This window comes from Streptococcus sp. zg-86 (assembly GCF_017639855.1).
GTDB classification, from domain to species: domain Bacteria; phylum Bacillota; class Bacilli; order Lactobacillales; family Streptococcaceae; genus Streptococcus; species Streptococcus zhangguiae.
Genome location: NZ_CP072115.1, coordinates 793625 through 808545, shown reverse-complemented (window position 1 = coordinate 808545; position 14921 = coordinate 793625). Strand labels below are relative to the sequence as shown.

Here is a 14921-nt window from a genome sequence, read left to right as displayed (position 1 = left end):
ACCTTTATTCAATTCACTATATTAGCCTATTTTATCAAAATTTAACCGGATTTTCTACTCAAATAAATTACAATCCTAACTCTATCACGATTCAAAAAGCTCTTGAAACCAAGCGATTTCAAGAGTACTTATTGGAGCACATCTCCATTCTCCCTGTAATTGGCATATGAGATAAAATAATGATGGGAACAACCTAGCAAACCGTATTCCCAGACTAGATAGTCTATTTTTGAAAAAATACGCTCATCGTTTAAAATAAGCGTATCTCTTATCGATTATAAGATTCTATGTCTATGCATCGAATGACTAGCTATCATTCGTATGTTACCACTCGGCAATTGTACCATCATAGTGTTTCCATTTTGGATTTGTCCAAATCAGTCCTTCCTTATCAATATCTTTGATAAGATCAAGATTCATTTCAAGACCTAGACCTGGACCTCTTGGAATATCAATAAAACCATCTTTGTATTGGAAAATTTCTTTATTGCTGACAAAATCCAATAAATCAAATCCCTTATTATAATGAATTCCTAGACTTTGTTCTTGAATAAAGACATTTGGAGTGCAGGCGTCAACCTGGAATGTAGCCGCTAGTGCGATTGGACCATATGGTGCATGTGGTGCAACCGCCATATCGTACATTTCAGCCATTGCAGCAATCTTACGTGTTTCTAAGATTCCCCCTACCAAAGCTACATCAGGTTGAATAATATCAATAACACCCTTATTGAATATATTCTTAAAGTCCCAACGCGTAACCAAGCGTTCTCCTGTTGCTAAAGGAGTAGAAGTAACTTGAGCAATCTGCTCGAATGCTTCTTCATTCTCAGGAAGCACGACTTCTTCCATAAACATTAATTTGTATTGTTCTAATTCTTTTGCAAGGACCTTAGCCATTGGTTTATGTACACGTCCATGGAAATCTACTGCGATATCCAAATCATAGCCAAAAGCATCTCTCAAAGCTGCTACTCTCTGTGAAACCTGATCGATTTTTTTAAAATTATCAATATAATGTAATTCTTCTGTTGCATTCATTTTGATTGCATTAAAACCACGACTAACTCTATCTTTAGCTTCAGCAACCACATCGTCTGGGCGATCTCCCCCAATCCAAGAATAAACACGAAGAGTATCTCTGGCTGCTCCACCTAGCAACTCATAAACAGGGGCATTAAAGTATTTTCCTTTAATATCCCATAAAGCCATTTCAATCCCTGAAACAATCGTACCGTTGATAGGCCCCCCTCGGAAGAATGAACGATGAAGTTCCTGCCACAATCGTTCGATTTCTAACGGATTACGTCCGATAATACGCTTGCCCATCTCATAAGCACCCGCAACGACCGTTTCTGTCTTGGTGCCTGAAATCATTTCACCCCAGCCATCAAGTCCTTCATCTGTCAAAATACGTACAAAAATCCACCTTGGCTTTACCTTGTATATCTCTATGTCTGTTATTTTCATGGTTATATCCTTTACATTTTATTTGTACTGTCTGTTGTGCCTGCATTTTCAGTAGTAACTTTTCGAAGCTTAGGCTGAACAACATCAAAATAATACCAGCTAGCTGCAATGACTAAAATCATAATCGGCATGGTAACCATAAGATTTCCAGTAAAAGCCATAAAGACTAAGAAGCTTTGAACCATACTTGTTGAAGCAAAGGAAGAAATCATTATCGCTCCACCAGCAATCGCCAAATCAATGCCAACTGTCTGAGCTACCTCTGTCAATACAGGAGCTGTAATCGTTCCGAAATACAATAAGGAGGCAGTTGTAATCAATCCAATAATCAGATTTTTAAAGAGATTTCCACGAGTCAATGCAACAACCATAGCAACACGGAAAGGAATGACCGCTAAGTCAGCAAACGGTAAAACACGATTTCCGGGCAGTATGACTGACATAAAGATTGTAAGAGGAATTAAAATCAATGCCGTCGTAATCACATCTGGATTTCCTACAACAACAGCTGCATCCAAACCGATAAATAATTCTCTGCCTTTGAAATATTTTTGTGTGAAATTTTTAGCTGCTTCTGAAATCGGCATCAATCCTTCCATGAATAACGAGGTCATTTTCGGAATTAAAATGAGAACTGCTGCCATATTGACACCAAGTTCAAAACTTTTAGTAATATCATAACGAGCAAGAAGACCAATTACAAAGCCCATTAGTAAACCAAGAATCATTTGGTCTCCAAAGAAACCAAGATACTTCTGTGCTTCCCTAACTGAAAACCTAATTTTATTCATACCAGGAATACGGTCTAACAGCCAGTTAAGTGGCCAGGCAATCACGAGAGAAGATAACGCAGACACTGTCGGTAAAGTAACCCCTGGAATGCCAAAGAATCGCTCAACAAGAGGTGCTGACCAATCCGCAATCTTAAAGGTTGTAATGGCCATCGTAACAGAGGCAGCAACACCTAGAAAAATATTATTGGTTACAAAATAAACCATAACACCAACAATCGCCATATGATGATAATTCCAAATATCAACATCTAATGTCTTCGTAGCCTTTAAAATAAGCATCAGCATATTTACTGCAAAGATAGCAAAAATTAAAATAGCTATAATAGGTGATGACCAAGTCACGGCTGCAATGGAACCCCAGCCAACATCAAGTGCATCCAATTTTACACCAAGATGTTGTACCATTTCTTTTGCAGCTGGTCCTAAGTTAGTGGACATAAAGTTAATAACTAACTTTATCCCTACAAAACCAATCGCCAATGTTAGTCCCGATTTAAACGCTTTTGCAGGCTTTAGACCGAAGATTAAACCAATAATAGTAATAATAACTGGCAACATAACTGTCGGTCCAGCATTCAATAAAAAATTAAAAAATTGCATATTTCTTCTCCTCACTTAGACATAGCAGATTACCGAATATAGTTCATAATTTCTTCGAGTGTGGCTTCTTCCCCAATACCTGTCAGTAAAGAAATAGCTCCAACAGAGGGAATCGCTACTTCCCCTCCTGTAAATTGTCCAGTTGTTACCAATAAATCAAAGTGACTTGCTTTTCCAGTAACCTCCATCAATTTACATTGAGTAGTATCGACCTGGATTCCATTTTTAAGGGCATAATCTTTGATTTTAGTTGCTACAACCGTTGATGTGGCAATGCCATTACCACAAGCTACTAGAATATGTTTCATTTTACTTTCCTCCGTTTAAGTATTGTAATAATTTATTTACTGATTCTTCATTATAATTTTCTACCAATGCCTGACGCAAACTATCATCTTGAATAATCTGAACAATGCGTTGTAACATTTCAATTTGACCGTGTGGCATATCGATTGCAAGCATGATAACGATACTGATATCTAACGGCTTTTCAATATTTTCCATAGAATAAAATGTTACCGGATTTTCTAAGATACCTATCGCAATTGTCGTTTGATTCACTAAAGTGTAATCCGCATGGGGAATCGCTATATTAAAACCATTGGAAGGCAAGCCTGTTGGATAGACCCCTTCTCGTTCTAGTAGAGCGGTTTTATATGATTCTTTTACAAATCCTTTTTTAGTTAACTCCTCTGCTAAAAATGAAATTACTTCTTCTTTTGTTTTACACTTAAGATCTGAGAAAAAAAGTGATTTGTCAACTATTACCTCTAAATCCATCTATCATTTCACCTCCATTCTTTTCAAAAAATCTCTAACATTTTTAACTAATGTCACCTTATCTTTATTTTTAACTGCCTCTTGAGCAAATAAAGCAGATCCAACACCAATATAGCTAGCCCCTGCCTCTATAAAAGAGCTCACATTCTGAATAGAAACACCACCAACTGCCATCAATGGAAGATCTCCTAGCGGTCCACGAAGCCCCTTGAAAAACGGTTCCCCTACAACATTAGCAGGAAAAACCTTCACAATATCTGCCCCCTTAGTGAACAATGCTTGTACCTCTGTCGGAGTCATAGCAGCTGGCACTGAGATAACATTATTCTCCTGACATAATTGTAGTACCTCTGTCTCTAACATCACCGGAGACAATAGAAACTTTACACCACAATCAATGACTTTACGAGCATCGTCCAGATTTAGTACAGTTCCTGCTCCTATCATCATTTTATCGCCATACTTCGCGACTAATTTCTCTAATGAGTTAAAAACATCTGGGGAATTTAATGTGACTTCCACCGCACAATCTTCATGCTGAATAGCATCCATAATGGTGTCTAAATCCTCAAACTCATAGCCTCGTAAAATAACAGTTAATTTTGGAAATTCAGATATCATCTTCTTACCTCATTTTATTTTTTCAAACAGTTCTTCTGAAGTCCGAGCATTAAAAATTTGCTCTCGCTTCGTATCTACTCTTAATTTTTTATTCAATTCTACCAACCATGGTACATGCTCATTTTCATAACCCGGTGCTAGTGCAATAATCATTCGATAGGATTGCTGATTAGGTGCAATCAGAGGTTTTCTCAACAAAATAATCTGCACATCCGGCTCCAAAACACCATTTTCTGGTAGGGAATGAGGAAGCAAGACCTCATTAGAAATAATTTGTGTTGTATACGATTCGTAGAAAGATTGTTGGCACTTCATAATATAATTTTCTGTTATACTACCTCGACTGTACACTTCCTCGTAACTGCTATAAATAACTTGTTGCCACTCCATTTCCTCTCGAATGGAAATTTGCGAAACTGAGTGTAAAATCGAATTTTTTTCCTGTTTAGGTACTGCTAACTGTCCAAAAAAACCTTCTAAAGCTTCTAAAATATCATTTTTACTCTCCTCAGGTATCAAAGAGGTGATTGAAAAAATAACTTCCTTAGCTTTTAGATTTGGATCCTTTTGGATAGTATCTAATACATCCTGAATCAATTGTTTTTTCTCATCTTCTGATAAAAAGGGCTGGATCATAAAGGTCGGAATAGCAGATTGAATTGGTATAGTTGTAAATATAAAATCTACTTCTGGCTTCACATATTCAAATTGTCTCTTGGACATTATGTGACTCATATGAATATTCGGAAACCAATCACTCATTACATCCGCAAGCAGATGAGAAATAGCCCGTCCATTCTTACAAATAACAGCACCTGTAAAAGGAGTTTTGGCATTAGAAGTTGGTGTCACATTGCCCATTACAATCATCGCGATGAGAACAATCTCATCTTTAGATAAGGGGAGTTGATCAAAAATCGGACTTAAAAAATGAATATGATTCACTACTGCTTCATAGAAGTACCAATATTCCTCTATGAATACATCTGCTATAGCATTGATGACGTGGAGACCCAATTTCACTCGAAATATAGCAGGTCTTAAATGGGCTATTAAATCTTCTTTTATCTTTGTATCATCTCTAAATTGAATCACTAGATTTTTTTCAATAGCTTGAATAAATTGATCTGTACATCTATTTAATAAACATTCTAATTCCGAATCATATTGAGTAGCCACAATCACATTCGAAGACATGACTAAAAACGTTAAATAGAGTAAATCACGTTCTTTCAAAAAGTCGAATTCCCAAAACAAATCTTTGACTGTAATAAACTCTTTTGTTCCCTTTAAATCATGAAACTCCTTTAAATCAACTTGAAATTGTTTAATACGTTTAATAATAGAAAAAAGAGTATATGGTAGTTTGCGAATTAAATCATCTGCAAAAGAAATGTTCATTTTTCCTTCCAAAATCTCTAATTTTGTCCGTAAAAACTGAACAGACGTAAAATCAAATAATCCAGTTCGATATAATATGAGTACACTGTTATTTAATTCAAGAACATCCATTAGTGACGAAACCAATAAACTCCGTAAATGCAATTCATCTCCTGATATAAAGTAACCAGTTCTACGATTATACGAAATGTTAATACTCTTTGCTGAACATTCTTCTTTTAATTCACGAATATCCGCTATAACTGTATTTTTACTAACCTGATTGGCAGCGATAAACACTTCAACAGGTAGGTATTCCTTTTTCATCAGTAGTATGAGGAGAATAATTTTCTTACGAATGCTTCTGTCAAAGATTCTATTGTCTAACTGACTCAGTATTTTGATGATACGTGAATGTTTTTCTAAAATCTCCTGATTAATGGCAACCTTATCTTGTTGGCGATAGATAAGAGGAAGGTGATATTTTAGATTAATCTGCTCGACAGCTGTTGTGAAATCTTTCATGCTTAGATTCAATTCTTTAGCAAGTAACGTAGCTGAGCTATCTTGATCTAATAAAGAATTTATCAGTCTTGATTCTAATACGTTATACATAACCTCCTCCTTCCTGACTTTATTCTAACAAAAATAAAGCGCTTTATTTTTCTATTCATCACAAATGCTTATTTTCAAAATGTAGAAGATTGTGATGAAGTTTCCTATCAATCCTATTTATTTTGACTATGTAAAGAGAAAAAGAGAGAAAACCACTCATCTCTCTTTCTATATACTGAAAATTTGTATAAAACAAATTACCTTATTAAAGCATCACCCATGCTAATACTTCACGTGTTTCCAATTCGGGCATCACACTATTCATTGATTAAAACTCAACGTATAGTGTGATGAATTTGTTATGTGCCAAAGCAGGTAATCTTAGAGTAGTATCAGTTAGAATAATCTCTTCCTTTTTATCCTCCTTTAAATTTACAATTTCTAATACCGTAGGTTTTTGAACAAACTCGATATCTAGCTGACTCATCTGTTTATAATCGCCATTATAAACTCTGATAATATAGCCAGGTCTTTCCTCTGCTTTTTTAACAACACTCAAAAGTGCCGTACCTTTTAACTGAAACAAAGAATGCTCAACTGCTAAATACTTCTTCACAGGAAATTGCGTAAAACGTAAACGAGTATTCAAATAATCTGAGTACTGATAAACCTGGGGGACTTTTAAATAATCACTAACCTTAGCAGCTAAGCCATAGGAATTCATATCTCCTTGATAATATACCACTGCAAATTCAAATTCCATATGCTTATGACATTGAGCATCCGGTGTTGCGATAACTGTTTCACCAGAAGCACGACCAGGACGATAAACTAAATTCTCACGTCCCATAAACCCATAGGTTCTAAATAGAGTCAAGCGAATAGTATCATAACGTTCTCCTACTATTTCATACTCGCGGACTCCTTTAGGAATAACTGCTACTCCTCGTTCACTATTGTCCAATGTAACAAATGACTGACATGTCTCAATCGCAATAGGAACTTCATTCCATTTTTCAGGTTCTAATTGCCATAGTGCCATCTCATCTCGAACAACAGGACGTCGAATACTGCCAAACTGATGATCTGCTTTCGAAAATTGAGAAGCAATCTCACTATTGAATCGAATACATACACGATGACTGTCCACAAAGCGATTATCAACTTGAAGGACATACTCAATCATCGGAGAATCTGCCTTCAATGACACTTTCAGTACTATCGGTAAATCAGTATCACAGACACCCTTTGCTCTTTTTTCTAAATTTTGAGGGACTTTAAATAAATAGGATAAGGAAAGTTCGCTCAGAATTTCAGAAGTGGTAACTTCAACTTTTGGAACAAATTCAGATGAACGAACAATCAAATCTTTTCTCGGTGGAGAATAGTTAAATGAATCTCCATCATCTCCATTTTCTTCAAGAACAGCTTGATTTTTGTATAAACGACCCGTTACTTTATCAAGGATATCCAAGGTATGATTCTCATTGACCGTTATGATATAAAATTCATTTTCAATAGATTGTTTCGTTGAAATGCTCTGAACTCTATGAGTATTTGCTTCCAAATCAAGATAAAAATTCTTATAGCCGAATGCTGGAAGATTCTCAAATTGAATGGCAATAGCTACTTTATATACTTGTTGAGGGCGATAGACTTCTTTCGTCGAGTCTAGTACATTTCCCTGTCCAAGAATATAATTTGTCTGATCTTCTGCAGAAGTAATGGTATAGTAATACTGATTGCCTTCTTCGTCTTTGATTGCAAAATCAAGTTGAGGAACATAAAATTCAGCCTCTACCACACCACTTTTAGGGCGACCAGAAACATTAAATACAGTGGCTGTAATTTCTTGGTTCGTATTTAGATGCATGACTATCTCACGCATTTTTAATTCTGCCAAATTTTCTGCTAAATCACGAGCCTGTTTATAGCGAAGATAAACATCTTCATTTGTCGTATCTGAGACACATGATCCAATTGAATCATGAGCTGCATTTTCAAACATCAGCTTCCAGATTTCTTTCACTACTTCAACTGGATAGTCAAAACCTAGAGATTGTGACAACGATAATAGTGGCTCTAAAACATTCACTAGATAGTTTTGTACTTGGGTATTTAACTTTTTCAAGTCAGAGCGTGATGAAAAGATTGATTTATGTATTCTCATCAATTTTCCATTCAAAAGTTCACCAGCTATTTCTTCAAGTTCTGGGTGTTGTTCTTTTACTGATTCAATATAATCTACATATGTGGATAATTTAAATTCGAATTCACCTTCATAAATTGTCTTCATTCGATCAACTAATTCAGAAATATTTTCGCGTGCTGGTGCCTGATCAAATCCATTTGGAAAAAGCACTTGGTTCGTACTGCTTCTTGACCAGATTGTTTTATAAGGATCTTTATGGAGATAGTTTTTTAGTCTTTCTTCATCTTCTGGAATATCTCCCCCAATGTAATAACCTGCTGGTATCTGATAAGCATTGACAACTGAACCATCCTCACCACGCCATCTAAATTCTGATTGCTTTACATCATCATCACTAACACCACGCCAAAATAATGTGTCCTCAATACCAAATTCCTTATAAATTTGCGGCATTGCTGCAGATTGACCAAAAGAATCAGGCACATATCCAAGGTTCATATATGGTCCAAACTTTTTCGACATATTCATACCATACAGCATATTCCGTACAATACTTTCTCCTGATATAACCATTTGATCCGTTTGAGTATACCAAGGACCAATGATTAATTTCTTTTCCTTTACCAATTGCTCTATTATGGTACGATCTTCTGGACGCCACGCCAAATAATCATCCAATAAGGAGAGTTGCCCGTCGAGCGTATAAACCTCAAAACCACTATTTTCTTGCAACAAATCAATGATTTTCTTCAAATTATGCATGAGATAAATTTTTGAACGACTTGTAGTAAAATACCATTCTCTATCCCAATGTGAATGAGGTACAACGTGAACTGTTTTTATCATCTGATTATCCTTTCTTATAAAAGGAGTTGAGCAATTATACCCAACTCCTCAATACTTATATTTTTATAAATTTGACTCACAAATCGATCAATTCGTACAGCAATGAATTATTCAAAACTAATTTCAATATCATCCGTGCTGATATCTTCTGTTGAAGCTGTTTCTTTGAAGTTTACTAAGATTGGTGCTACAAATCCAATAAATGTTGCACCAGCAAATAATCCTACTAGGTAAGCCCATCCATTTCCAACTGTGAAGAAACCGTAGACTCCACCAACAGGAGGCATCTTGTCGTACATCCCTAACACGATTCCTATTGCAGATGCTATCGCTCCTCCAATCATATTAATTGGCACTAATTTCAAAGGACTCACCATTGTAAACGGAATTGCTCCTTCTGTAATTCCAATGAAGCCCATCACATAATTATTCCGACTGGCATCCAATAACTCTGAACTCATTTTAGTTTTATGGAAAAGAGAAGCTAGTGCATATCCCATCGGTACCGCACAAATTGCTACATTGACAATGATGGCTGGTAGATAAATTCCTTCTGCAAGTAATACATTACCTGCTAGCCAAGATGCTTTATTAATTGGTCCACCTAAATCGGAACCAATCATGGCTCCCATAATCAATGCAAGTACCACTTTATTGACATCATTTTCAATCATATTTTTGATCCACTCGACCAATCCGGTATTGATAGCCCCCAATGGCCCTGCTAAAATAACTCCCATTACAAGAGCTACAGACATGGTAGCAAATAGTGGAAATACAATTAACGGTAGCATTCCAGTATATTTTTCTGAAACTCTAACATTATTCTTACACCAAGCTACGACATATCCTGCAACAAAACCTGCAATCATAGCTCCTAGAAAACCTGCGTTCGTTTTCGAAGCAATTGCTCCTCCAATCAATCCTGCACCGAGTGCTGGTTTATCTGCGATTGAGTAAGCAATAAAACCTGCAAGTACCGTATTAATCAGACCGATACCAGTCCAACCAACCTGTTCAATTTGATACAAATAATGTTCAATCCCTGCGGTCTCAGCAAATGGATCTAGACTTGTAATTCCCATAGCCAATGCAATCATTTTAGGAATTGCAACGACTAATGAAGCTCCAATAATCATTGGGAGAGCATAACTAATACCAGTCATTAAATGACCTTTGGCAGTGTTTAAAAATTTTTTCATCTCTATACTCCTTCTTTATCATTTTGATTTTTTAATAGCATCAACACATTTCGTCAGGACAGCTTCCGGAGCCTTTATACAAGTAGCAATATTAACTCGGATTTGCTTTTTCCCTTCAAAACGTTCTTGTCCTACAATTTTTTGATCCGTGGCAAGTAAGACAAAATCTGCGGCTGCAATTTCTTGTGCTGTCAATTGATTAACTTGCCCCATTGAACCTTGTTGCTCAATTCTGACTTCGTACCCTAGCTTAGGTCCAGCTTTTTCAAGAGCCTTTGCTGCCATTGGAGTGTGCGCTAGTCCTGCAGGACAGGATGTAATTCCTACTATCTTCATCTCATTGTTCTCCTTCCATTACTTTTGAGATAATTTTTTGAAGCTCATCAATATTAGATGAGTTTTTGACACGATTTACAAAGTCTTCTTCAAGAAGAGAAGTCGCAATCCTACTAATCATTTCTAAGTGCGTTGTTCCTTCAAACTGACTAGGTACTAGCAAAGCAAAAACATTTGAAACGGCTTGATCATCAAATGTTTCCCATGCAATTGGTTGCTGTAATTTCAAAAAGAAAATAGCTGGCCTTTTTATAAAGTTCGACTTGGCATGTGGAATCGCAAAAGAATCCTGCAAACCTGTTGAGACTTCATTTTCTCTTTCTATAAATGCTTCTACCAGCCATGAAGCTTCATCTATGATTTCTTCTTCTTTGGCGGAGTTTGCAATATAGTTAAATAATTCAATCTTGTCTTTTACATTTACATTGATAAAAATATTGTCTCGATTAAATTCCATATTTACTCTTCCTTTCGTTTACATTTTCATGATAACACGAATGACTACCACTGTCACTAATACCATTTTCCAACTTTCTTTCGGAAAATCTAAAAAATATACTTTAGATTTTTCAATCTCTTTTTGGAAAAACGATAAAATTTTAACTTCCTATTTTATGCTAAAATAGAAATAGTATCAAATTCAAGGAGAGACGCATGCCTATTTTTGACTTTCAAAGACTCGACAATATATTGAACTTATTAATAGAAAAAAATAAACCAATTCCTATTGATGAACTCAGCTCCTATTGTAATGTCTCTGATAGAACAATCCGCTCAGACATCCATATGATCAATGATTACATAGTTGAACAAGGCGCTACTATCACATTAATCCGAAAGGAGGGGTATATTATTGAATATACTGACAAAGAGGCATTTGAATCATTTTGGAAAAATCAAGATAGCGGTACTTTTCTCTTCACAACATCTGACTCTAGGCTACGGTACCTCATCCGTATCTTTTTAACCTCTGAAGATTATATTAGTCAAGATTATCTCCAATCCATACTATTCGTCAGTCAAAATACTTTATATAATGACTTTCGATCATTAAAACAGTCCATCAGTCCTTATCACCTAAAAATTGTTAATAAAAGTAATCTAGGATACATACTTACTGGATTAGAACAAGACAAGAGAACTGCCATTATTAACCTCATTTTGAAAGAAAATATCTCAGAATATATCATTGGTACCTCGCAGATTGAACGAGATATTTGCATGAATATAGACTATGATGTATTTTCTACTGTCTTTCAACAATTTTTTAGTCAATTCATCCAATCAAGTTCAGATTACTTTTATCGAAATTTATTTACAAGATTACTGTTATCCATTAGTCGTATAAAATACGGTCATAGCATTATTGAATTTCATCAACATATTCAGCTCAATAGGGACACACAACTCATTATTCGGGAGTTTATCCATCATATTGAACAGCTCTTTTCTTTGAAGATATCTTCTGAAGAACAACAATATATTGAATTTTCTGTTGCTGAAAATTTTCCCCATCTCATTGATAATCAATCTACTGATGAAAATCAATTCTTAGCCAAGAACATTGTTTCACTTATTTCTCAAACACTAAAAGAGCTCACTAACTCAGATTGGTATCTAGACAATCAACTACAGAATAACCTTCTTGAACACATCAAGTTATTCCTCAATATTCAAACCATCTCAGGACAGCGGTCTAATCCAATCCTGAAAACAATCAAGAATAATTTCCCCTATGCCTTTGAGTTAGCAATAAACTGTAGCCAGGTCATCATAAAGAAATACAAGGTTCATTTTTCAGAAGATGAAATTTCATATATTGCCCTCCATCTAGCTAATGCTATGGAACGGTATGCTGAGAAAACTCAGAAATTACTCTCACTCGCTATCATCTGCGGAAGTGGAAAAACATTTAGCTCCATTATTGAGTCCAAAATCAAACGTAAATTTCCTAATACTTTTACAAAAATATATAAGTTTTCTTATATGAATTTTCAAAATGAGCAAGATCCTTCTTCGTTTGATATAGTAGTATCAACTGTACCAATTAAACAATTACATAAAAATATATTATTTATTGATATTAATGATTTGGAAACTGCAATGCAACAAATAGAAGATAAGGTGCTAATTATTAGTAAATCTACGCAACCTACTACCCTATTTGCAAAAGAACGTTTTTTACATCTCAAAACGAAAAGTTCCAAAGAGGAAGTTCTAGAACAATTACATCACATTTTACTAGAACAACACTTGGTTACCACACACTTTCTGTCTGAGATTTATGAACGTGAAAAAATTTCTTCTACCATTATAGGAGATACAATTGCAATTCCTCATCCCCTTGGCGATAGTGTTATTACCAGTAATATCTTTCCCGTTATTGCACCGAAGGGCATTACATGGGATTCAAAAAATATAAAATTTGTATTTCTTTTTGCAATAAAACCAGAGGATTCAGAAAACATTCAAGATATTTATGACAAAATTCTTGATTTTATTAATTCTGAAAAGGCACAAGCAAACTTGATAAAGAGACCTTCTTTTGAGTTACTACTAGATTATTTCACTACGTAGTGATGTACTAAGCAATAGGATCCCCTATCTGATGTTGCTCTTATTCATTTTCGTCAAAACACCGCATCTTCAGTAGTAAAGGCGCGGTGTTTTTAGTATGCCGTTTTATTTCATACAACTGATGCTTAACCTTGTACCATAACAGTATAGGTATCAAAAAATACTTGTATCTATTACAATACAAGTACGACCTTCTTTTGAGTTAGTAATTTGTTATGATATTTGTCAGACAGGTTGTCAGCAATATCATCATACATGTTTTTGTATAAAGGATACACAGCAGCTCAAATCCAAACTCTTTTATCATCCACTAGGCCTAGAAAATCACCAGCTGACTAACGTTTTCCAATCGAGCGTTTTGCTAACTGATCTACCTCGTTGTTCCAAGCATTTCCACTATGTGCCTTAACCCAAGAAACAGTCACCTGTAATTCTTTCTGCATAGACTCATAGCATTTCATCGTATGCATCAAATTTGAATAATACCAGCGCCACACCGCTTGTTTTAACCTTTGTTTGAAGATTTCTTTCACATGCCTATTTTTCTTATATCTACGCAAGTATTTATGAAACACTGGCAATCCTTGATAGTCTGTTAGAACATTCACAGAGATAAGGTGGTCATTATCCAGCTTTCGAATAGCTTTCAGGCCGATAATAACAGCTCTCAATTCAGCCATTGTAGAAGACTGCATACCTATTTTTTGAGGATTTACGAAACTCCTACCTTTACACACTAGATTTCCATCCTCATCCAATACAATATAAGCCGAAACTGTTTTTTTATGATTTTCATGGTGAAAAGAACCATCTGTATATAAGATATACTTTGCCATCACTACTACTCCTTTAGAGTTTCTCTAGCTTTGATTCATTAACAGTTTCATCTGACTTTAAAGAACAGAACCTTTCCTCTCACAATCGCTCTCTCAACTTCTCTACAAAGAGGTAGGCTGCGGGGCAGGTAAGGGTATTTTTAATGGTCAAATGGTTGATTTGGTAAATTTTCTTACGGTCCGTGTGGGGAAATTCACGACAGGCTTTGGGGCGAACATCGTAAATACTGCACAGATTATCCTCCCCTAAAAATGGACAAGGCATGGCTTGAAAAACCTTATCACCGTCCTCATCTACCTTGAGATAGAGGTCTTCAAAGACAGGCAGTTTCATCCGAAAATGCTTGGCAATGCGAGTAATATCTGCCTCAGTAAAAAGAGGACCCAAATGCTTGCAACAGTTGGCACAGGCTGTACAATCAATCTCCTCAAAAACCTCTTGATGCACCTGCTGCACAATCTTATCTAAATCCTTGGGCGCTTTTTTCTTTAAAGTAGCTAAAAATTTACGGTGCTCCCCCTGCTTTTGCTGGGCTAATTGTTTGTAATGCTCAATATCAATCTGTCTTTCTTTCATATACCGTTGTACTTCCTTATTCTCGCCTTATTATACCATAGATTTTGGGCATAAAAAAGAAAGACAAAACCCTTCATCATTCACAATGGAAACAGCCTCAATCATAGAAGTAATACTCTATAAAAATCAAAATCTGACTAGGCAACGAAATCGTAGCTAGAACTGAAGTTCAGCAAGGTGAGTTAACGACGTCAG

General features: G+C 35.6%; 13 protein-coding genes. 1 reads left to right on the top strand and 12 read right to left on the bottom strand.

Translation table 11 applies throughout. The features are described from left to right. Positions 1–324: 324 nt before the first annotated feature. The 10 genes from dgoD to J5M87_RS03890 all read right to left on the bottom strand — a co-directional run bounded on the left by dgoD (position 325) and on the right by J5M87_RS03890 (position 11193). Positions 325–1470 (bottom strand): galactonate dehydratase, encoded by a 1146-nt coding sequence (gene dgoD / locus J5M87_RS03935; protein ID WP_154608945.1) that lies wholly within the window; start codon positions 1468–1470, stop codon positions 325–327. A gap of 11 nt (positions 1471–1481) precedes the next feature. Beyond that, positions 1482–2864, bottom strand: coding sequence for a PTS galactitol transporter subunit IIC (locus J5M87_RS03930; RefSeq protein WP_154608946.1), 1383 nt, complete (start codon positions 2862–2864; stop codon positions 1482–1484). Between the two features lie 29 nt (positions 2865–2893). Then, entirely contained in the window at positions 2894–3172 is a 279-nt protein-coding gene (locus J5M87_RS03925) for a PTS sugar transporter subunit IIB (RefSeq protein WP_154608947.1), read from the bottom strand. A gap of 1 nt (position 3173) precedes the next feature. Beyond that, positions 3174–3644: a PTS sugar transporter subunit IIA gene (locus tag J5M87_RS03920; RefSeq protein WP_154608948.1), complete on the bottom strand. Its 471-nt coding sequence runs from the start codon at positions 3642–3644 to the stop codon at positions 3174–3176. A 3-nt stretch (positions 3645–3647) separates the two neighbouring features. Next, a complete protein-coding gene (locus J5M87_RS03915) occupies positions 3648–4265 on the bottom strand; it encodes a bifunctional 4-hydroxy-2-oxoglutarate aldolase/2-dehydro-3-deoxy-phosphogluconate aldolase (RefSeq protein ID WP_154608949.1) in 618 nt (205 codons plus the stop codon). Between the two features lie 9 nt (positions 4266–4274). Continuing rightward, entirely contained in the window at positions 4275–6260 is a 1986-nt protein-coding gene (locus tag J5M87_RS03910) for a BglG family transcription antiterminator (protein ID WP_154608950.1), read from the bottom strand. 268 nt (positions 6261–6528) lie between these two features. Then, on the bottom strand, positions 6529–9198 hold the full coding sequence (mngB, locus tag J5M87_RS03905; protein ID WP_154608951.1) for a mannosylglycerate hydrolase: 2670 nt from the start codon (positions 9196–9198) through the stop codon (positions 6529–6531). A 107-nt stretch (positions 9199–9305) separates the two neighbouring features. Next, positions 9306–10400, bottom strand: a complete 1095-nt coding sequence (locus J5M87_RS03900; RefSeq protein WP_154608952.1) for a PTS fructose transporter subunit IIC — start codon at positions 10398–10400, stop codon at positions 9306–9308. A gap of 18 nt (positions 10401–10418) precedes the next feature. Beyond that, a complete protein-coding gene (locus tag J5M87_RS03895) occupies positions 10419–10736 on the bottom strand; it encodes a PTS fructose transporter subunit IIB (RefSeq protein ID WP_154608953.1) in 318 nt (105 codons plus the stop codon). A gap of 1 nt (position 10737) precedes the next feature. Next, the gene (locus J5M87_RS03890) at positions 10738–11193 is read right to left on the bottom strand and encodes a PTS sugar transporter subunit IIA (RefSeq protein ID WP_154608954.1); all 456 of its coding nucleotides are present in this window, start codon (positions 11191–11193) and stop codon (positions 10738–10740) included. Positions 11194–11390: 197 nt separating this feature from the next. On the opposite strand from J5M87_RS03890, the gene J5M87_RS03885 reads away from it, so the two are divergent. Continuing rightward, the gene (locus tag J5M87_RS03885; RefSeq protein WP_154608955.1) at positions 11391–13313 is read left to right on the top strand and encodes a BglG family transcription antiterminator; all 1923 of its coding nucleotides are present in this window, start codon (positions 11391–11393) and stop codon (positions 13311–13313) included. Positions 13314–13648: 335 nt separating this feature from the next. On the opposite strand, the gene J5M87_RS03880 is transcribed toward J5M87_RS03885, so the two are convergent. Continuing rightward, complete coding sequence (locus tag J5M87_RS03880) at positions 13649–14149, bottom strand: ribonuclease HI (protein WP_154608956.1); 501 nt, start codon at positions 14147–14149, stop codon at positions 13649–13651. 79 nt (positions 14150–14228) lie between these two features. Continuing rightward, positions 14229–14726 carry a YkgJ family cysteine cluster protein gene (locus J5M87_RS03875; protein ID WP_154608957.1) on the bottom strand — a complete coding sequence of 166 codons (498 nt, stop codon included), beginning with the start codon at positions 14724–14726 and terminating at the stop codon, positions 14229–14231. Positions 14727–14921: the final 195 nt, after the last annotated feature.